This is a genomic window from Gordonia sp. 'Campus' (genome assembly GCF_022206305.1).
Classification (GTDB): Bacteria; Actinomycetota; Actinomycetes; order Mycobacteriales; family Mycobacteriaceae; genus Gordonia.
The window spans coordinates 109906-130330 of the sequence record NZ_JAKOIW010000003.1 but is presented as its reverse complement, the minus strand read 5'-3'; the positions used below and the strand labels follow the sequence as shown (position 1 = coordinate 130330).

13 protein-coding genes are annotated in these 20425 nt (G+C 62.6%); 9 read left to right on the top strand and 4 right to left on the bottom strand.

Annotated elements, in window-relative coordinates; translation table 11 throughout:
• Window positions 1-7 precede the first annotated feature (7 nt).
• From MAY35_RS04260 to MAY35_RS04250, 3 genes are read left to right on the top strand one after another with little or no spacing between them, the layout of a single operon-like run.
• A complete protein-coding gene (locus MAY35_RS04260; protein WP_238419522.1) occupies window positions 8-910 on the top strand; it encodes an amidohydrolase in 903 nt (300 codons plus the stop codon).
• Window positions 907-1737, top strand: a complete 831-nt coding sequence (locus tag MAY35_RS04255) for an SDR family NAD(P)-dependent oxidoreductase (protein ID WP_238419520.1) — start codon at window positions 907-909, stop codon at window positions 1735-1737. The genes MAY35_RS04260 and MAY35_RS04255 overlap by 4 nt, the downstream gene beginning before the upstream one ends.
• A gap of 55 nt (window positions 1738-1792) precedes the next feature.
• The gene (locus MAY35_RS04250) at window positions 1793-2398 is read left to right on the top strand and encodes a trans-aconitate 2-methyltransferase (protein ID WP_238419519.1); all 606 of its coding nucleotides are present in this window, start codon (window positions 1793-1795) and stop codon (window positions 2396-2398) included.
• Between the two features lie 24 nt (window positions 2399-2422).
• Here MAY35_RS04250 and MAY35_RS04245 read toward each other — a convergent pair whose 3' ends face one another.
• The 3 genes from MAY35_RS04245 to MAY35_RS04235 form a co-directional block, all read right to left on the bottom strand.
• On the bottom strand, window positions 2423-4006 hold the full coding sequence (locus MAY35_RS04245; protein ID WP_238419518.1) for a GTPase domain-containing protein: 1584 nt from the start codon (window positions 4004-4006) through the stop codon (window positions 2423-2425).
• Window positions 4003-7800, bottom strand: coding sequence for a GTPase (locus MAY35_RS04240; RefSeq protein ID WP_238419517.1), 3798 nt, complete (start codon window positions 7798-7800; stop codon window positions 4003-4005). The genes MAY35_RS04245 and MAY35_RS04240 overlap by 4 nt, the downstream gene beginning before the upstream one ends.
• Before the next feature lie 470 nt (window positions 7801-8270).
• Entirely contained in the window at window positions 8271-8756 is a 486-nt protein-coding gene (locus MAY35_RS04235; protein ID WP_238419516.1) for a nuclear transport factor 2 family protein, read from the bottom strand.
• Between the two features lie 345 nt (window positions 8757-9101).
• Here MAY35_RS04235 and MAY35_RS04230 point away from each other — a divergent pair, with 345 nt between their 5' ends.
• The 4 genes from MAY35_RS04230 to MAY35_RS04215 all read left to right on the top strand — a co-directional run bounded on the left by MAY35_RS04230 (window position 9102) and on the right by MAY35_RS04215 (window position 13221).
• Window positions 9102-10373 carry a VWA domain-containing protein gene (locus MAY35_RS04230; RefSeq protein ID WP_238419515.1) on the top strand — a complete coding sequence of 424 codons (1272 nt, stop codon included), beginning with the start codon at window positions 9102-9104 and terminating at the stop codon, window positions 10371-10373.
• 87 nt (window positions 10374-10460) lie between these two features.
• On the top strand, window positions 10461-11945 hold the full coding sequence (locus MAY35_RS04225; RefSeq protein WP_238419514.1) for an ADP-ribosylglycohydrolase family protein: 1485 nt from the start codon (window positions 10461-10463) through the stop codon (window positions 11943-11945).
• 50 nt (window positions 11946-11995) lie between these two features.
• Window positions 11996-12724, top strand: coding sequence for a hypothetical protein (locus MAY35_RS04220; RefSeq protein WP_238419513.1), 729 nt, complete (start codon window positions 11996-11998; stop codon window positions 12722-12724).
• A gap of 119 nt (window positions 12725-12843) precedes the next feature.
• The gene (locus tag MAY35_RS04215; protein WP_238419512.1) at window positions 12844-13221 is read left to right on the top strand and encodes a hypothetical protein; all 378 of its coding nucleotides are present in this window, start codon (window positions 12844-12846) and stop codon (window positions 13219-13221) included.
• Window positions 13222-13696: 475 nt separating this feature from the next.
• Here the strand turns inward: MAY35_RS04215 and MAY35_RS04210 are convergent, their stop codons facing one another.
• Complete coding sequence (locus MAY35_RS04210) at window positions 13697-16147, bottom strand: AAA family ATPase (protein WP_238419510.1); 2451 nt, start codon at window positions 16145-16147, stop codon at window positions 13697-13699.
• Window positions 16148-16240: 93 nt separating this feature from the next.
• Between MAY35_RS04210 and MAY35_RS04205 the strand changes: the two genes are divergently transcribed.
• On the top strand, window positions 16241-19318 hold the full coding sequence (locus MAY35_RS04205; RefSeq protein WP_238419509.1) for a DUF3427 domain-containing protein: 3078 nt from the start codon (window positions 16241-16243) through the stop codon (window positions 19316-19318).
• A 151-nt stretch (window positions 19319-19469) separates the two neighbouring features.
• Window positions 19470-20153: a hypothetical protein gene (locus MAY35_RS04200; protein WP_238419507.1), complete on the top strand. Its 684-nt coding sequence runs from the start codon at window positions 19470-19472 to the stop codon at window positions 20151-20153.
• Window positions 20154-20425 lie beyond the last annotated feature (272 nt).

Sequence of the window (20425 nt, the reverse complement as noted above, 5' to 3'; positions counted from 1 at the left end):
ATGGGTGTTGGCCTTTGACGCCTCGGATGCTGACGATGGCCACATGCCTGAACGCGTTGTCGATGCACATCTACATCTCTGGGATCTCGATCACCCGTGGTATCCCGGCCTGCAAGCCTTCGCGGAGAGCGTGGGCAAGGGTGACATCTTTTCCAGCTTCGGTCTCGACGACTACGCAGCAGCCGCCGGTTCGTTCTCGGTCGACCAGTACGTGCACGTCTCGGCGGTCACGGCGCCGCGTGCGTACCTGGACGAGTTGCGTTGGGTGTCGAAGGTGGCGGCCGATCACGGTGCGGACATGCGGCACATCGGGTCCGTCGATCCGTCGCTGAGTGCAAACGACATCTACGCAGATCTCGATGCCCAAGCCGCTATGACGCCGCATTTCCGGGGCGCGCGGGTGCTGTACGGCTTTGAACCGGATTCTCGGGCGGCACAAACGGTACTGCGTTGGCTCGACGACAACGACATGGTCTTCGAACTCACCGCGCACCCGGAGACGATGGACGCCTGGCTGCGGACGATCGCGAGGTACCCAGGCCTCGCAGTTGTTCTGGAGCACACGGGGTGGCCCACCGCGACCGACGCGAAAGGGCGGGCTCGCTGGCGACGGGCAATCACCACCTGCGCCGAGTCACCCGCGATCCGTTGCAAGATCTCGGGTCTCGGTATGTGCACGGGCGCCCTGTCGTCCGAGTCGCTACGACCGTGGGTCGAACCCGCCATCGACGCCTTCGGTTGGGATCGGGTGATTTTCGGAAGCAACATTCCGATAGAACACATTGGTGGTCGCTACGCCGATTTGGTCGACTCTCTCGGCACGATCCTCGGCGAAGCCAGCACAGATGAGCAGGATCGCTTCTATCGACGAAATGCTCAGCAGGTCTACGGGTTCGATGACGTGCGATGACTGACCTCAGAGGCAAGGTCGCGTGGGTCACGGGCGGTGCACGCGGCCAAGGACGCGCGCACGCCCGAGCGCTGGCCGCTGCGGGGGCACACGTTGTCGTCACCGACATTGTCCGGCAGATCCAGACCATTCCCTACCCACTGGCCGGCCAAGACGATCTTGTCCAAACCGTCGCAGACATCGTGGCGAGCGGGGGGCGCGCCACGGCAGCGATGCTTGATGTACGTGACTCAGTGGCGGTGAGCGCGCTCGTTGAGACGATCATGTCCGAACAAGGCCGCCTCGACATCCTCGTCGCCAATGCAGGAGTCTGTGCGTTCAGCCCGGTGGAGGACATCAACGACGATCAGTGGTCAGACATCCTCGACACCAATCTGACGGGTGCGTTTCATTGCGTGCGGGCCGCAGTCGGCGCGATGCGAACGAATGGCCACGGTCGAATAGTCGGAGTGTCGTCAGGTGCAGGCCGCGGCGGGATGAAAGATCTCTCGCACTATTCGGCGTCCAAGTGGGGCGTCATCGGGTTCATCAAGTCGGTGGCGTTGGAAGTCGGCGAGTTCGGCATCACCGCGAACGTGGTCTGCCCGACCTCCGTGGCGACGCCGATGATCATGAATTCGGCGACATTGCAGCGCTTCCGGCCTGACCTCGACAATCCCACCCCTGATGACGCGCGCGATGTGTTCGCCGGCCTCAGCGCGTTGGGAATCCCCTGGCTCGAACCCGAGGACGTCACCCGCGCGGTGATGTACTTCGTCGACGATCCCGGTCTCACCACGGGTACCGTTCTGGAGGTCAACCTCGGGACCTCTGCCACACGTGCGTGATGGTCTCCGGACGCTCCGATCAATCCGGCCGCAGGGCTCTGAAAGAATGCACTACATGGTCGAACAGAGCATCTGGATGCAGAAGGTCACCGAAGATCCCAACCACTCGAGTCGGTACGTCGAACGTTTCCGTGACCTCGCTCGGGAGGGCTACGACCTGGTCGGCGAGGCGCGACTCATTGACGCAATGGCGTCCCGCGAATCTCGCATCCTCGATGCCGGATGCGGACCGGGCCGCGTAGGTGCCTACCTCGCCGAGGTCGGGCACGACGTCGTCGGCGTCGACGTCGACCCCGTCCTCATCCAGGCCGCCGAAGAGGATCACCCGGGCCCCCGCTGGCTGGTCAACGACCTCGCCGAACTCGACCTCCCCGCCCGGGGCATCGATGAACCGTTCGACCTCATCGTCTCGGCCGGCAACGTGATGGCGTTCCTCGCACCGAGCACGCGCGTGACAGTTCTCGAGCGACTGCGCGCACATCTCCGCGACGACGGTCGCGCCGTCATCGGATTCGGCGCCGGCCGCGACTATGCGTTCGACGAGTTCCTCGAGAACGCCGCCACCGCCGGCTTCGCTCAGGACCTGCTGTTGGAGTCCTGGGACGTCCGGCCGTTCACCGAGAAATCAGAGTTCCTCGTGGCGGTGTTGCGGCCGGCGTAAGCAGTCACCCGCGGTCCAGAATCTCTAGACATCGCCCAACGGAGCACTATCGATCGCCGTGCGTATCGCCTCGGCCTCGTCGCTCAGGATCGGCGCAAGCCCGGCTTCCGCGGTTGCTTCTTCGATGGCTTCGTATGCCTGATCAACGATGCTCTGCCACTCTGCCAGCGCAACGCTTGTTGCGTCGGCCCTGAGCTGATCCCCAAGCGCTCGCGCCTGATTGACTGTCGCGCGTTTCGACCGATAGTTGTCGATCAGGTTCGCGACCGCAATCGCAATCGAGAGAACCATCTTTGCGGCCTTCTCCTTGTCGCCCTGCGACCAGCCGTCGACTACTCGGGCTGCCCCCTCGTCTACCTTCTTCTTCAAACGCTTCTGGTTCAGGCGGTCAATCTCGATGAGACTTGACATGAGCTTCGGCCCCATTTTGGCAAGAACTGGCCCAAACCGGGTGACATCCGCTCCGTCGGATTGTCCGTCGCGCACGGCGGCCGCCACGAAAGCGTCAAGTCGCTGCCACGAGGGTTCTGTACGTTGCCTATCAGCCGACCTCGCCAGGTCCTGCAGGAGGAGATCGACTGCCTGGCCAACCTCCTGGTACCACTCATCGAGCGAGGACTTGATCGCCGATGCGATCTGGTCCTGAGTGCTGTCGTGGTTGACTGCGGCGAGCCGAATCGCCTGCTGGATAACCCCTTCCAGGCGGGCGCGGGCAGCTGAATCGGCAGCGGCCAGTGCTGTCTTCCACTGATCCCTGCGACTTGCCGCGTCAACCGCTGCGGCTGCGGGCGCTTCCAACTCGCGCAGCTGATGGATGAGGTCTTCTTTAGTCGAAGCCACTACCTGAGTCCAAAAGCGCTGTGCGGTGGCTGTTCGAAGAGGCCGAGCGCCTTCCTGTCCAACGCGCTCGACAGCCGCTGTAAGACCGTCGATCCCGTCCCACTCACGAGAGTCATCCCAGATGTCCCGCTCCACGTCACGATCGGCGCCCGCAAACTGGAAGGCGTCCTGCGCCACAACGAACACAGGGGTGTCAGCGTCCAATCCGAGCGACTCGCGGAGTTCGGCAACTTTTCGTTGCGCCAAATCCCGGTAGCCGTCGAGATCGCTATCTGGGTCGCGACCTGCCTCGTCAAATCGTGAAATTACGAACCACACAGCTTCGGTGGACGATTGGCGGTCGATGAGGGCGCGGATCAGGTCCTGCTCTCCCGTGGCGAGCTGCGGTGTCACCGTGACGATGGTGATGTCCGTCAGTCCGATAGCGTCTTTGGCCAACCGGGTATTGGCTTCACCACGAACGTCCTGCGCGCCAACAGCTAAACCAGGTGTATCGCGGACGACGCAGCCCGCCAAGTCGACGCTCCGCACCTCGAAAGTTTCGTGGCGTGCACTGATGGTCAACCAGTCCGGAACCTCTTGTCGAGCATCGACAAGCAGTCGTCGAATGAGACTGCTCTTGCCCGTGTCGTAGGAACCGAAGACGGTGAGTACCGGTTTCGGCTCCGAGGCGAACTGCTCCCACTGTCGCTCGAAGTCGTCAGTAAGTGGTCTCCCCGGTACTTCATCCAGCCACTTCTTCGCGGCTTGGACATCGAAATCACTCAACTTGCACTCCGTTCCTGCGAGAAGAGTTCGCTGGCGCTGACTAGTAGTCCAGTCAAACCGTCAATTTGGGTCCTCGTCTGCTGCAGCGTATTGCTCACCGCTGCCTGTTCCTGCTGCAGCGCGCGACGATGCTCGGCAAGCACAGCTGCGCGCTCACGAAGTGCTGGGATTGGACCATCACGGCGGTCACCGTGGAGGATCTGTGTCTCCACTGTCTGGGAAGCCTTCGTGATGAACTCGATCGCACCATTGCGGGATTGCTCTCGATCTTTGCCAGACTTGTGGCCCTTGTACATCGCATGCGCATCGGCAGCCGTAGCAATCGCGGCCAGAATCGGCGCCGCTTTTGCCACCCGTCCACCGGCCTTGACTGCGCCCCACGGCTTGAACTTCACGCCAAGGCTCTTGCCGATAGCGTAGATCGCATCCCGGTTGCCGATCGCCTTTGCCACCTTCGCAGTGTTGCGTGCCGAACCAGCGACCACGTCTGAGGCACTTCCACCTTCGGCAGGTCCGACAAACCTCTCCTCGCCGCCGAGTGACAGACCTGCAGCGAACTCGACGGACTTCATCTGGCGTCCGATGATCGACGTGTGCTTGGCAAACCACCTGTCGATATCTTGGGCAGCCGTACCGACAAACCGATCTATTTCAGCCAGTAGGTCCTCGTCGCGGAGCCACTCGTCCGTGAACTCTTCGAGCCGCGCCATATCGTCCTTGCCCGCAGCGCTGACCTTGTGCCGTGCAGTGTCTGCGCGCGGCTGCAGGATCCTTTTGAACCGGTTGCGAAGCGAAGTCTCAAGAAGTTCGGCGTCGCGCTCACCGTTCTCGATTGCCTCGATGGTCCGACCGAATGCCGCCAGTTCGGGTTCCATCGGAATAGTGGTTTGACGCAGCTCGTTTCGCCGACGCATCAGCGTAGCGCTGATCTCATCGACGCGTGCCCGCGTCCTGCCCGCGTGAGACTCCCGCCCGGAGAACGTGTCGAGGGTCCGCGCCAGGGGCTCGACCCCATCCCAATCACGATTGCTGTCGAAGTCGGTTCGAGTCACGTCCATCCGACTGCCGACCTCGCCGAATGGGTCTCCGGCCAATGCGTGCACTTCGGCTGGGTCAACCAGGATGTCCCGCGACGCCAACGCAGCGATCAACTCGCCGGCTTTGCGGCGCCGAAGCAACAAGTAGTCGATAGGAGCCGATGTCGGATCCGTACCGAGTTCGTCCGAGCGGTTGATCAAGTACAGCACGCGTCCACGTTTCGAGACGGCTGTCTCCGTGCCCTTCACGATCGTTTCGAGCAAGGACAAGTCGCCGATGAGCAAGTTGACGTGCACCACAACCAGTACGAGGGCAGCACCCGCGACCGCCCCGAGCGCCTGCTCGTCGTGGCTGGCCTGGCCACTTTGAAAACCTGGAGTGTCTATCAGTCGAATGTGATCGAGTTCGTAGGTTCGCACCGAGCTTGTCGCGACACTGCCACGGATTTGGAGATCCTCCGGGACAGAGCCGCTCATCTCAACCAATAGTCGCTTGACCAGGCTGGACTTGCCGGCGCTGTAGTCCCCAAGGATGACCACAGACGGCTTCCGGTGTTCGGTCGCCGCGATTTTCCTGATCGCATCTGCCAGTTCGAGGTCGTCGGCACAGAAGGCGTTGACAGTCGTCATCCACTCGTCGATCTCACTCTGAGACCTCACTTGCCAGACATGTGACAGCCACTCTCTGAGCTGACGACGTTCTTGCTCTCGTTCCTCGGCGAAGATGGCGCGATGAGCGTCGGTGAGTTCTCCGTGCAGTGACGACCGCTCGTCGTTGTGTTCGAACCAGTCCTCACCCAAGAGAATCGATGCTTCGTTCTTGCTCGACGTGGGCCGTGAATTCAGTACTCGTCGAACGGCCTTCTCAAGGACATCCACGCCCGCAAAAGAGGGTGCGATTCCGCCAGATTGAACATGAAGAACGTCGATCAGGTTCGCAATCTCGGTCTTACTTCGTCGAAGCGCAAGATCCTGCTTCAAGAGTGCAACCAAAACGGGTCCGGCGAGGTCCCAAGTTTCGGACGCACTCTGCTCACGAAGGTCCTTCTCGATGGAATCGAAAGTCTTGTGCACCGCCAGCCTCGACTCACGTTCGATGGCCGATCGCGCTGCAGCTCTCTCATTCTCTCCCCGCTTCGCGAGCTTCTGGCCGGCGTACTTTCCCAGCTGCCCTACAGCGCTGAGTCCGATTGCCGTCGTCGTGCCAACCCAGCCCACCGGATTCCAGATCGTAGCGATCGACGGGACCGCGATTACGCCCGCAGCGGCGCCAGCGGCTAATCCCGCCGCCTGCAACGCCAAACCCGCGCGCGAGCTGGCGCCGCTGATGGACTCGAAAGTGACACCGTCAGTTGTCGAATCCACGACGTCGGGAACTACCTGCGACATCGCGAGCTCGATCGTGCGTTGCAGAAACGCTCCCTTTGCTTTCCATATCTCTTCGACGGCGGTCTGCAGGTCGGTTGGCGAGTACACCGACCGAAAGTCGTCGTCGGTAAGCGGAGTGTTCGTGTCTATCGCTGTGCTCACCAGATCGTCGGCCCTTCGCAGGGTGGCTTCACGAACCCGCATCAGATGCGACTGCATGAGATGGTCGAACTGTCGACCAAGTGTGCCGACGGGACCGGCCGTGAACGGTTTGCCGCGCGCGGCTTCAACCGTCGGGATCAACCGGCCGTCGACCCCCAAGTATCTGTCCCTGTCGTCGCCCTCGGGATATCCGAGAGTGTCGAACAGCTGGTCAATCCGATTCTCTACGAGCGAAAGTTGAGGCGTGAGACCGTCCAGGATCCCGGCTAGGACGGAGGCCCGGGAGTCGAAGATTTCGCGCAACCCCTCTCGCAGAGAGGTCTGTCGAAGTTCGGCTCCGCCCTCTTCGATTGAAGCAGTGATCAGCTCCTCGAGCACCGAGAAATTCGACCACTCGGCGAGGTAGTCGGTTCCGAACTTCTCTCGATCTGACGTGAAGTCACTCTCGGCCGGGCCCACAAACGGTGTCTTTGCGCGAGCAAACAAGGCCCGACGACTCTGTGTCGCCACGATGGGGGTGCTGCCGAGATCGATCTTGGTGAGCTCTGTCCGGATGTTGTTGGCGTGTTCGGCAACCGCCCGCGAGAGCGACCTACGTGCCGATTGACTGCTGACCTTTGCCGGGTGACGCCACCTCAGGTTGCGCACGTTGAGCACCGCAATTGTTGGCTTCCCATAGGCCTGGACCCACTGAGCAACCTTGCCGAACTCGGACGCCTGCTGGCTCTGATTATCGAAACAGAGGAGTACCACGTCTGCGATCTCCACCGCACGGCGTGCGGTCTCCTCGAGTTGGGCGCGTTTCTGTGTTCGACCCCAGCCGTTGATCCCTGGGGTATCCCACAGAGAGCAGCCCTGCCATTCGATCTCCGTGACGTCGGTTGTCCAGTCGCTGTCCCCCGGCGAGACGTAGCCTCCATCGAGTTCGCCAAAGGCTGACAGGAGGGTGCTCTTACCGGCCCCTGTTCGCCCGAAGAAGGCGATGTTGAACGTCGCGAGTCGGTCTCGCTGGGCGTCTAGGTGCCCACGGAGTGCTGCTTCGAAGTCCGTAGTGAACTGTGAAAGGTCGGCGGCGGGTCCCTCGGTCGTATCCGTCGCAGCGGCTGACGCGGATTCGAATCGTGCGAGAGTCGTGGCCACGGAGCGTTCGAGCTGCGCCAGTTCGTGCTCCCCGCTTCGGACAGCACGATCGACCGCCTGCTGCAGTCCCTGATGGTTGTGTTCCACGTCGAACCCTTCTTACCTGCGCGGCCAGCTAAGCGACCAAGACGCCAGAAGTGTATGAGACATCGCCGACAAAAGCCCCCAGGATGGTTCCCCAATCACTCGCGTCAGTTCGTCGACGGGAACCCGCACTTCAAAGGACACAGCACCGGCATGGTCGGAGGCCCAGGCTCATCTACGCAATGGCTGAGGGCGACGTTGACACGCTCCACGCAGATGCGGTCCGCATCGAGTCGTGAATACCTCACCGGGCATGACGTGCTGTACTCGGCGGGGACGTCTACCTCGACCTTCTTGAGGCACCCGGGGGGCCGCCATCTGGCCCGCTTGTCAGATATTTCGCGCACTGAACCTGCCCGCGGCACCGGCACCGTGCGACCAGATCGTCTCTCTCAGCAACGTGCTTGCCTCGGTGGTGACGGTTCCGCGGCCGGCGTAAGCCGATGCATGTGGACGGTTGCGGGCCTGCTTTTTCAATTCTCAAGGTCCGCGGCAAACGTCCCCTCGGTGATCTCGCCCTCGGGCGCTAGCGGCTGCCGCATCCGCCAACGTTCGGTCAGCGTCGATGCGGCGATCTTCCACTCACCGTCTTCGACGATGTACTCGTCGTCGTACTCCCCCACCATGACCGTTTCGGTTCGGTCGAGCAGGTTCACTTGACGGAAGCGCAACGACCAGCGCCCCACCGCCGTCGTCCCACTGGTGAGGGTGATGTCGGGATGCATGCCGTGGTGCATGTCAAGGATGGCAAACCGGCCGTCGATCTTGTGCAGAGCGACCCGGCGGAAGATATCCGTCAGGGCGTCGGCGTCGTCGAAGGTGCCCATCGGTCCGTAGTCAATCCGCGCGCCGGAGCGCACGAAACAGTCGCGAAAGGCAGTCACGGCCTTGGCATCTGACGCTCGCCAGTAGCGATATTTGAGTCGCTTGATCGCAGCGACCTGTTCATCTGCAGCCATCGTTCCCGCTCTCGTACCCAGGCGCGCCATCGTGTCGCGCCGCACCGACTTGCCACAGGCAGCCTATGTCCGAGCGACGTGCTCACGAGTTGATTCACTGACAGTCGACAAGGCAGCCGCACCGCATGGCCAGAGGCTGAGGCTTCCGCTCCGGAACGCCACTTGCATCGCCGCATCCGAAATTGTCGGTGGTCGATGCGATCATGCAGGAGTCATGAGGGGTTCTCGTCCCGATCTGAATGATCATCACCCAGTACCGCCGTCACACGCGCATACCGTGTCGCGGTTTCGTCGCCGTAGCTGGAGATGACCTTTGGTCGAGACGAGTCGGAAGAAGGAAGACACATGAAACTCTCTGCTGCGCTCGATGTCGAGGTCGTCGCCCACGAAGCCGCGGACGAGGTGACCGTGCTGCTCGAACTGCAAGCACCCGCCGGCCCCGTCACGAACAGAACTCCGACCGCGTTCCAAGTCGTGCTCGACCGAAGTGGTTCCATGTCCGGTGCCCCGCTCGACGGTGCACGCAAAGCTCTCACCGGTGTTGTCGCGCAGCTCGATCCCGCCGATGTCTTCGGTGTCGTCACCTTCGACGACGCGGCCGACGTCGTGGTTCCCGCCGCCCCCCTCTCGAACAAGCAACGTGCCACCGACGCCATCGCCGGGATCGTGAGCGGTGGCTGTACTGACCTCTCGTCCGGTTACTTGCGTGCGCTGCAGGAGGTACGCCGCGGCACCGGTTCAGCCGGCATTCGCGGCGGGACGGTGCTGATCATCAGCGACGGTCACCTGAACCGGGGTATCCGGGACGTCGACGATCTCGCGTCGGTCACCGCCAAGGCGGCCGCCGACGGGATCGTCACCTCGACACTCGGTTACGGCCGCGGGTACGACGAGACGCTGCTGTCCGCGATGGCGAAGGCAGGCAACGGCAATCACGTCTTCGCCGACGACCCCGACGCAGCAGGGGCCGCGATCGCCGGGGAGGTAGACGGTCTGCTGGCCAAGGCGGCGCAGGCGGTCACCCTCACGGTGCGATTCGTTCCGCAGGTGACGCAGCTGACCCTGTACAACGACCTCCCGGTCCACGAGATCGCCGAACACGAGCTCATGATCGAGCTCGGCGACCTCCATTCTTTGGAGCAACGGAAACTGTTGTTGCAGATGAAGGTCGACGCGCTCGCGGCGCTAGGACTTGTCCAGGTCGCCGACCTCGAGCTGCGCTTCGTGGAAACTGCGACGCTCACCGAGCACACCGTGACCGTGCCGATCTCGGTCAACGTGGTGCCCGGCGACGAACTCGGCGATCGCGTCCCCGACCCCAAGGTGCACTCCGAGAAGCTCTACCAGGAGGGACAGGCCGAGAAGCTCCGAGCATCGCGAGCCTTCGAGAGTGGTGACATCGAAGGCGGCGAATCCGCACTGGGTGTTGCGCGTGCTCGTCTCACCGAGGCTGCCGCGTTTTGTCCCCCGGAGGACCGTCAGACCATCGACGACGAGGTGGGCGCGCTCGATGGGCTCGCCGCCGACATCCGCACTACCGGTGCGGGTTACGTCTCGAAGGCGACCCGCGACTCGTATCATCTCGCCAACCGCAAGCGCGGCCGACGCCGGGACTGAGTTCGTTCACGACGACGCTCCGCGTGGTCGTCACCGAGAGCCCGGCCGCCGCCCAGCCGTCGAACGGTCCTGACTCGAAGGAGCCTCATGAAACTCACTACCGCGCAACTTGACCGAGCCGCAGGCGTTCTCCTGGCCACCGCCGCCGGTGACGCGCTCGGCGTCCCGTACGAGTTCGAGTCCCGCGTTCTGCGGGACGACGAGCCTCCACAGATGCTCGGCGGTGGCCTCGGCGACTTCGCACCAGGCGAATGGAGCGACGACACGTCGATGGCCATGGCGATCGCTGATGTCGCGGCCACCGGTGCCGACCTCACCACCGACGATGCGCTTGACGCCATCGCGGACAACTTCCTGCGCTGGTTCGACGGCGGCCCCGCCGACGTCGGCATCCAGACCCGAGCTGTGCTGAACGCGACGAGGCGTCGGCTCAACCGCGGTGAAGTCGGCGCGGGCGCGATCATGCGTGAGGAAGCGGCCACCTACGCCGAGGAGCACCCGCACTCGGCCGGCAACGGTGCGCTGATGCGAACCGCGCCCGTGGCGCTCGCCCACCTCGACGATCGCGACACGCTCGCGGAGGCCGCGCGTCTGGTCGCCGGCCTCACCCACGCCGATCCGCTGGCCGGCGACTCCTGTGTCCTGTGGTGTGAGGCCATCCGGGTCGCGGTTCTCGACGGTCGAATCGACGTCCGTGCCGGGTTGGACCTACTACCCGGCGATCGGGCCGACCAGTGGTCGGCCTGGCTCGACGCTGCCGAATCGGAGCCTCCGAAGTCGTTCTCGCCGAATGGCTTCACGGTCACCGCTTTGCAAGCGGCGGCTGCAGCGATCACGCAGACGCCGGTCTCCGACACGATGTCGTGCCGTCACCTGCAAGCCGCGCTCGACGCCGCGATCCGAATCGGCAACGACACCGACACCGTCGCCGCAATCGCCGGCGGTCTGCTCGGCGCCCGATGGGGCGCAAGTGCGGTCCCGTGGTTCTGGCGTCGTGCCGTGCACGGTTGGCCTGAGCGCGACGGGCGTCCCAGCGACTCGCACGACTTGGTTGCGCTGGCGACGTTGGCGGTCCGCGGTGGCGAACCCGATGACAAAGGCTGGCCGCTGGTTGACGACGTCGCATACTCCGAGCACGCATTCACCGAAGTGGTCCCCCACCCGTTCGACGACGGCGTGCTGCTCGGGACGCACGCGACTGTCGACCATCGTGCCGATGCGGTGATGTCGATGTGCTGTGTCGGACGACGCCAGGCGTGTTTCGGTAAGGCGACGGAGTTCGTCGCGTCGCGGCTCATGGATTCGGACGAGCTTGCGGATAACCAGAATCTCGACTTCGTGCTGGCGGACACGGCTGACGCCGTCCGTGGGTTGCGCGCCGAGGGCAAGACCGTGCTGCTGCACTGCGTAGCTGGACATCAGCGGACGCCGAGCGTCGCTGTCGAGTACGGCGTGATGCTCGGGCACCCGGTCGAGAAGGTGCGTGCGGCGGTGGCCGGGTCTATGCCTGGTGCACGACGCCGTGGGGTTCTCTGGGCGGCTGCCGGCGAACGCCGACCACAAGGACGATGACGTAGGCACCATTGGTGTCTGGCTTGTAGACAAGAAAGAGGGGGTTTGCGATGTCCGGAGAAACATTGTCCGCGGCTGACCTTCGAATATGGATCAGTGCGGCGCTCAAGCCACTAGTCGGTCACGAAGCTGTCACCGACGATGACGGTGACTTCCCAATCCCGTTGGAGACGGGCGGGGTGTTCATCCGCGCAGTCGAAGACGAGCGGTCGATACATTTGTTCTCGACCCTGGTCGAGGACGTCATCAAGACCGACTACGCGGCGTTCCTGGTACAGACGCTCAACCGGAACAACTTGATGCTCAAGTTCTTTCTGGTCGGCGACACGATTCGATTGCGCGCAGTGCTGTATGCAGACCCGCCGGTCGAGTCGCACCTGGTTCGATGCCTGTCCGAGTTTGAAGCGGTGATGGGCGACGGTGCCGCAATTGCGCACGATGTAGGGGGTCGTTTCGCTTGGGATCCTGACTCATCGAATTCCGGTGACGATGACGAGCTGCCGACACCCGTCCAGATCTTGATCCAACTCGATAGCGAGGGCGACGAGTTCTTGTCACCCGAGGAGGTCGCACGGGTCTGTCATCACGATGCCGAGGCGATCCTGGCGTACATCCGGACTGTAGAGGAGCAGATGATCAACTGGCGAACTCGTGCAGATAACGCATCTGCGGAGGGCGACGCCGAGGAAGCAGCAGCGGCTTCACACGAAGCGCTCGCGTGGGAGAAGACCGCACGTGATCTGCGCGGCGCCTTGCGACACGTGGCGCTCAGACCATGATGTTCTCGGCCGCTCCCCATGGTTGCGCCGCCGCGAAACTCGGCCGGGCAGGACGAGCCGCCAGGCGACGAGCCTGGTAAGTCCAATTGCGCTGTCTCAGACAGCGCTAGGCTCGCCACATGGCATCGTCCGTATGGCAATTCTGGGAAGTGACAGACGACGAGGGCGAGTTGCGTTGGCTCGGCGCCACGCGCCCCGGAGGGCGTTCGGCAGTCAGTCGTGCGATCGTGTGGACGCTCATCCCAAGCACCAGAATCTTCATCGCGAACTGGTTCGTCAGCGAAGCGTGGTCGACTGAGGACAGTGGGTTGTCATTCGACGACATCAATTCGATGTACGCGCAGAGAATCGCGCCCGACGTGCCGCAGCCAACAAAAGAGGAGGTGGAGCGGATCACGCACCCGGAACGGCTGCTCACGCTGTCCGATCTCACGAGCTACCCCGTGCTCAAGGTGCTGGGCAAGCGAGTCGACACCAAGCTGCAAGAGCGACGCTGAGCGTCCAAGACTGACTTCTGGGCTGGTTCCGCGAGAAGAAGGTCTAGCCAGCCGAGTGTGCCCTGCGGTTCCCACACCGGCGAGGACAGAACCGTCCTCGGTCTGTTGGAGACCATGATCGACATCCACCTCTACGGCCTGGTCATCACCGTCGCCAAACCCTCACATAGCGAACGCACTTCGCCGACAGTAGGCGACAACTCGTACGCGTGCTGGTGACAGGATGCGCTCAGTTGGTGCCATAGCGAAGCTAGTCGATCAGCTGTCTCACGGTCATCGAGCGACTCGAGGATCGCCAGCCTCGACCGCATCGTCGCCCCCTCGCAGGGAGCGTTGACCGCTCCACAGCGCTCCATGACTATCTCTTCGAGAGCCTGGCGCGCCACGACCGCAGCGAGCCGGGATGCATTACCCGAGGTCGAGTCCCCCAGACCGCGCAGCAGCTGTTGTGAGTAAGCGAGGAGTTCGGCAGGCGTCACCGCTGCTCCAGGATGTCGTCGACCGTCTTGCGCAGATCTCGGACGTCGTCCTTGCCGATGGTTGCGCCCTTGTGCACGCCCTTCGTCGCGATGGTCATCGCCGGACGACGGTGCGGTCGCCAGGACTTCCAACCCGAGAGGTCGGCATTGGTGGCGCCGTGGAGTGCCAAAGCCACGCAGGCGGTCGCACTCTTCGCCTCAGCCCATTGCGCTTCGGTGTCGTGCTGTGGCTGACCGTCGACGTTGCTCCGCGTGAAGTAGACCTGTCGAGCTGCCGCCTCGATAGCAAATCGGAATAGCCCGGGACACGCTCGCCGCTTAACGTCCTCGGGCACGTTCTCGTCAGCGACGATCGCGAAGGCGTCGTCGACGTAGCGACGCGCAGGTTCGTCAGCGCTCTTCACCACGAGCTGCGACCCGGACTCGCGGGTCACTTCGATCAGGTGTGCATCGATCGAGTGCTGTCGAATCGCGGTCGCGAGTCGATCGTCGTGCGAGAACACGATCACCTGTCTGGAGGCGGCGAGGTCGGTCAACACGTTCAGGAAGCCATCGATCTTCGCCGGGTCCATCGCTTGAATAGGATCATCCAGAACGATGAAGCGGAACGGGCTGGCCGAGGACGTCGCTCGTGGCAAGAACAGCGCGAGGGCAAGGGCATGGAGTTCGCCCTGACTCATCACCGACAGCGCGCCCGCCGGCTTGCCGTCGACGTGGCCTCTCAGGACCGCTTTACGATGTGTCCGTTTGCCTTCCAGCGCGATCTCAGAGATCTCGACATCACTCTCCTGCCGGAGCTGCGACCAGATGGCCCGTGCACCTTCAGAGATAGGCTCGAGCCGTTGCGCCCGAAATCGTTGCGAATTCTCCTGAACCCACGTCCGCGCTTCTTCAATTGTCTTCACGGTGCCGTCAGTCTCCCGGGCACGCCGTTCCAGGGCAAGCCATTCCAGCGCCTCTTCGGCGATGGGTGCCCACGCGTCCTGGAGGTCCGCCATTGCACTGGCCGCCTCTGTCCGGAGTGCTGCGAGCGCCTCGACGACGGGTGGAAGATTCGCCTCGATGTGACTTGGCAGGTCTTCGACGGCAACAGGCAGCGCCGACGCCACGCCGAACGCGTCGCGGTAGGCCGTCAGGGTATACAGCTCGGTATCCTCGACGCGCGCGACATCCCGTAGCGATTCGAACAGCCGGCGCGCCGATTGCTCGTGCTCGTGTACGTGCCGACGCGCTTCGCGATACATCGCCAGTTGTGAGCCCTCTGCGGCGATGGCCTCTCGGGCGTGATGTTCCCAGGCAACGGTCAAGACTCCCTCCCCACAGACTGGGCAGGCCGGAGCTTCATCGTCATGCGCGCTACGGAATTCGAGTGCACGCTGCAGCAAATCGGAGCGTTGCTCGGTGGTCCGCATCGCATCGTCCGCGAGGGTTCGCGCGCTGGCCAGCGAATCTCGCAGTCCGGCAGCGATCAGCCCGGCAGCATTGATGTCCGGCAGCTCCTTTTCCGCAATCGCCTCGAGGGCAGCCACTCTCGCGTGTTCGGATGAGTTCGTCCCTGCCACCAGTTCGGCGATCGCGTCGAGATCGGGAGTTCGGGAGCGCACGAGCTTCGTAAGCGCGGACACACGTTCATCATCTACACTGACAAGCTTCTTTTTGAGCGCCACCAACGCGTCTCTCGCAGTCTTACGCGGACGCCGACGCTCCGTGTACTCCGCGTTCAATCGCCTCTCAGCGTCCTGCACCTCATCGAGTGCGAGCAACTTGTCCAGCTCGTCGTAGAGTTTTGACGGCTCCCGCTCCAGCAGGCCGCCGATCTCGTCGTAGCTCAGAATCGGGCGATGAATTTCGATCGCCGTAGTCCAGCCAAGCGCATCGACGCCATCCTGGCGCTTCTCGCCCTCGCGCTGAGACCAATGCTGGGCGTCGTTGAGCTCGGCTCCACCTGACCACTGCGCGCCGATCGAAGTCTTGGGTCCGTTCTCTGTGGTGAAGTCGACGCGCACTTCACACGGGTCGCCCTGGTGCAGATTGCGCCAGGCGTCGACCCAAAGTTTGGCCTTGTGCTTCCAGCGGTAGCTCTGACCGGTGAGCGCGTACTCGAGGGCCTCGGCGAAACTCGACTTGCCGGATCCGTTTCGTCCGCTGATCACGGTAATGCCGGGGTAGGGCGTGATTGTCAGGCTCGCCTGCGGACCAATTCCGCGGAAGCCGGCAACACGGATCTCGCGCAGAAACGCACCAGCAGGTTCCTGCGCTTCCGGCGTGGAGTCGGGCCGTTGGTGTGTCACTGCCCCACCGCCGAGCTGCTCCGATAGTGCGTCCTCGCTGTCGAGGGCGGCAATCACCACGTACTTAGCTTCGTCACTCAGCTCGTCGTCGGCGTCGAGCAGCTCCCAGACGGTCTCGAGCAGAGACATCTCACGGATCGACTTTGACTCGGTCACCACACTCCCCTTCGACGGAACTAACGCCGACCTTCGCACACCGTAGAGACAGACTTACCGCTGTTGTCGTCACGTTGTGATCTACTCCGATTCGTGCATGATCCCTTAGTCTCCGGAATTTATGAGTCGGTTGTCACGCGACGCCTGCACGCCCGTCTCATTTTGAGCGAACTGTCCGCGGAGTTCCAGGCGGTGCCTGCGGACGACCAAGCTCACGTCTACGCACGCCACATCGCCGGTCTAGTCGAACGCCACCTCTCGCAAGTCGACGCGGCCGATCGACTCAGCGCCGCGAACGAGATCATCGCACGACTAGCCGACGGCGACCTGGACGCTGTAGTACAACGGGATCTCTTGGCTTCTCTGCAGCCTGCTCACCGTCAGGTTCCAGCCCGACCTGTCACCCCGCTGTCAGAGGTTGCGCTGCTTACCAATACGCGCGACGAGCCGAATATGGCGAGTGAGATCTCCCGCGAGCTTCAGAGCGCCGACCGCGTCGACCTGCTGTGCGCGTTCATTAGGTTTGCCGGTATCGCAGTCATCGGCCGAGAGCTCCAGGCCCTCCGCGATCGCGGTGTTCCGCTGCGGGTGATCACTACGACCTATCGCGGTGCCACCGAACGGCGCGCTATCGATGAACTGGTCACCAAGCACGGCGCTGACGTGCGGATCCGGTACGAGACGGCGTCGACGCGCCTGCACGCCAAAGCCTGGTTGTTTCGTCGTGACTCAGGATTCGGTACGGGTTACGTGGGGAGCTCGAACTTGTCGCGGTCGGCGATGGTCGACGGTCTCGAGTGGAATGTACGCATCTCGAACGTCAGCACGCCGGCGCTAGTGCGCAAGTTCGAGGCCACCTTCGACACGTACTGGAACGACCCGGCGTTCAAGCAATACGATCCGCGCACCGATGCAGATCGTCTGGACACCGCGCTTGCTGAAGCAGGCGGGTCCGGATCTGGCCGCGAAACCATCACCGTTTCCGGTTTGGACGTTCAGCCGTATCCACACCAGGAACGGATGTTAGAGGCGCTATCAGTAGCCCGCGAGGTGCATGGTCAGCATCGCAACCTGCTTGTCGCGGCGACCGGCACCGGAAAGACGGTCGTTGCTGCCCTCGACTACCGCCGGCTGTGCGCCGATAACGGCAAACAGCTCAGTCTGCTGTTTGTGGCGCACCGGAAAGAAATTTTGGAGCAGTCGCTGCGCAAGTATCGGGAGGTCGTCGGGGACGGCAGTTTCGGCGAGCTCTACGTCGACAGCTATCGCCCCACCGAGTGGAAGCATGTGTTCGCCAGCATCCAGTCGCTGTCGAGTCGCAGTGCCGATGACATCGACCCCGCATCCTTCGACGTCGTGGTCATCGACGAGTTTCATCACGCGGCAGCGTCGACGTACACCTCACTGCTGTCGCGGATCGACCCGACAGAACTACTCGGGCTGACCGCAACCCCCGAGCGATCCGATTCGCTCGACATACTGCACTGGTTTGGCGGTCGCTCCACCTACGAGCTGCGCCTATGGGATGCACTTGAGCAGGACCTGTTGTGCCCTTTCCACTACTTTGGCATCGCCGACAACACCGACCTCCGCAACATCAGTTGGTCGCGGGGAGACTACAATCGCTCCGATCTCGAGAACGTGTACACCGGCAACGATGCACGTACTCGCTTGATCCTGAACGCGGTGCGTGACTATGTGACGGACCCGGCCGCGATGCGCGCGCTCGGATTCTGTGTGTCGATCGCGCACGCCGAGTACATGGCCCGCGAGTTCTCGCGTCAAGGTGTTGCCGCCCAGGCAATTTCCGCGGGCACCGCAGGTGTTGAACGCGCACAAGCGTTCGCCAATCTCCGAAACGGGACGACGAAGTGCCTGTTTGCCGTGGATATCTTCAACGAGGGTCTCGACATCCCCGACGTCGACACGCTGCTAATGCTGCGACCTACACAGAGTGCGACGGTCTTCCTCCAGCAGCTGGGTCGCGGGCTGCGGCGAAGCACCGGTAAGGCGGTGCTGACCGTTCTCGACTTCATCGGGCACCAGCGGGCGGAGTTCAATTTCGCCCCGCGGTTCACTGCGCTGACCGGTGCGCGCGGTCGAAATCTGATCGACGAGATCGACGATGGCTTTCCGTTCCTACCTGGCGCAAGTCGACTTGTGCTGGACCGCCAATCTCAGCAGATCGTCCTCGACTCGGTAAAGCGTGCGCTGCCGTCCAATCGTCGGTCCGCGCTTGTGGCGTCCGTTCGAGAAGTCAACACCAGCAATCTCGCTGAGTACCTGCAAGTAACCGGAGGCGAACTTACCGACATCTACGCCGGCAGCGGAACGCGGGCGTGGACCCCGCTGCTACGCGACGCTGCGCTGCCCGCACCCGAACCAGGTCCGGACGAAGATGTGCTCATTCGACGAGTGCGCGCTCTCGCGCATGTTGACGACTACGAACGGGCCTCGTTGTACCGACGCCTGGTATCTGCCGGCGGTCCACGCTACGACTCATTGAGTCCCCGTGAACAGATGCTGACCCGCATGCTGTTCTTCACGCTCTGGTCAGACCTGGGCGGATTCACCAGCTACGAGGAGGGTTTCGACGTCCTTCGCGCGCATCCCGCGGTATGTGAAGAGATCGAGCAGCTACTTACCGTCGCCACCGACGGTATTCACCATGTCCCTCGCCCGGTCGCTGACGCTGCCGACGATCTGCCGCTCCTTACGCACGCCCAGTACCGCCGAGAAGAAGTGCTGGCAGCCATCGGCTTCGCCAACCTACAGCGCAAGGCGCGTGGACAAGCCGGCGGAGTGACTTGGAGCGGCGACACTGGTGCACTGTTCGTGAACCTGCACAAGGATGCGCGTGAGTTCAGTCCCACGACGATGTATCGCGACTACCCCATCTCGCGTACCGAGTTCCATTGGGAGTCACCAAACAACACCTCGATCGATTCCGACATGGGCCGCAGATTCGTGGAGCAACGCACCAACGGCTGCGACATTCTGCTCTTCGTCCGCGACCGGCCCGATGGCGATTTCGGAGCGGCGCCGTTCATCTACCTCGGCCCCGTGGACTACGTCGCGCATCAGGGCGAGCGCCCGATCGCGATCACGTGGCGCCTGCGGAGGGCAATGCCCGTGGATGTCTTCGAGAGTGGGTCGGTGGTGGCAAGTTGATCCCGACGCAAGTTGCCGTAGGAGTCGTTTCCTCTGCACTGCATGTACGGCTGGTGGCGATCGTTCGAGCACTTCTCATTTCGAGTCCTCCCCTGTCGCTACGTCCGCGGAACTTGCACGCGTTGAGCGACATGCTCGGGACAACTGGCACGTGACCACGAAGAGACCGGTCATCGGCAGCTACGACGACGGTACCTGGTCACTCGAGTACCGAGTCGACGCATCAAAACTGCACCGGCAGTCCGATAGCCAGCGACTGAAGTACGACCGGGCCCGCAGAGGTGGCTCTCGCGGAAACCTTGGTCCCATTCCACCTAAAGCCGAGCTGTTGATCCGGTCTATCGATCTTGATACCGACCGCAACCGTGACACCGAAATCGAGCCGCAACAAGCACCCTCGGCTCAAACTCAGACGGCAACGTCTACCCTTCGGCCGGTCAATGGCAACGTTGCAGAGGTCTTTGAAATCACCACAGACAGGTCGACCGCTGAACGACTGCGCCGCGAAGCCGACCTACAGGAACGCTACCGACAGCACCTCCTCGCCCGCGGCCACGAAGTCATGAGGTACGAAATCCGCACCCCGTCTGGAGCTGTGCTCGCCACGGATCTACACGACATCACCGACGACGATCTGATCGAAGTCAAATCATCGGTAGACCGCGAAACCATGAGGCTCGCTCTCGGGCAGATTCTCGACTACGCCCGCTTTGTCAACCCGAAACGTCGCACCCTCCTCGTGCCGGAAATGCCGCCCCACGAGATGGCTGACCTATTTTCGACACTTGCCATCCGAGTCGTTCGGCCGACGGAGGGAACGTTTTCAATTCTCTGAAGAGGTTGGTTATGCGTTCTTATCGGAATTGCTCCCGCCCGCATTCCCTAGCCGCCAAGGGAATTAGCGTGTCTGGCGACCCCGCATTTTTACCTCAGCCACAAGCTCGGACCACTTAGCGTCGCTCAGAGACACTATCGATTCCGCTTTCGGGTTTGATGCTCGACGAATTCCGTCCGAGATCGCCCTCGGGATCGGGTCGTCGTAAGCAGTCGGCACCTGCATCGCCTGCGCGACCAGCTCGGTATCGAACCGATAGGGATACTTCAACA

What these genes read in the sequence shown, in the direction of transcription:
- MAY35_RS04255 (WP_238419520.1), top strand. Translation starts at nt 907, where the DNA reads ATGACTGACCTCAGAGGCAAGGTCGCGTGGGTCACGGGCGGTGCACGC.
- MAY35_RS04250 (WP_238419519.1), top strand. Translation starts at nt 1,793, where the DNA reads ATGGTCGAACAGAGCATCTGGATGCAGAAGGTCACCGAAGATCCCAAC.
- MAY35_RS04215 (WP_238419512.1), top strand. Translation starts at nt 12,844, where the DNA reads ATGGCATCGTCCGTATGGCAATTCTGGGAAGTGACAGACGACGAGGGC.
- MAY35_RS04230 (WP_238419515.1), top strand. Translation starts at nt 9,102, where the DNA reads ATGAAACTCTCTGCTGCGCTCGATGTCGAGGTCGTCGCCCACGAAGCC.
- MAY35_RS04235 (WP_238419516.1), bottom strand. Translation starts at nt 8,756, where the DNA reads ATGGCTGCAGATGAACAGGTCGCTGCGATCAAGCGACTCAAATATCGC.
- MAY35_RS04220 (WP_238419513.1), top strand. Translation starts at nt 11,996, where the DNA reads ATGTCCGGAGAAACATTGTCCGCGGCTGACCTTCGAATATGGATCAGT.
- MAY35_RS04225 (WP_238419514.1), top strand. Translation starts at nt 10,461, where the DNA reads ATGAAACTCACTACCGCGCAACTTGACCGAGCCGCAGGCGTTCTCCTG.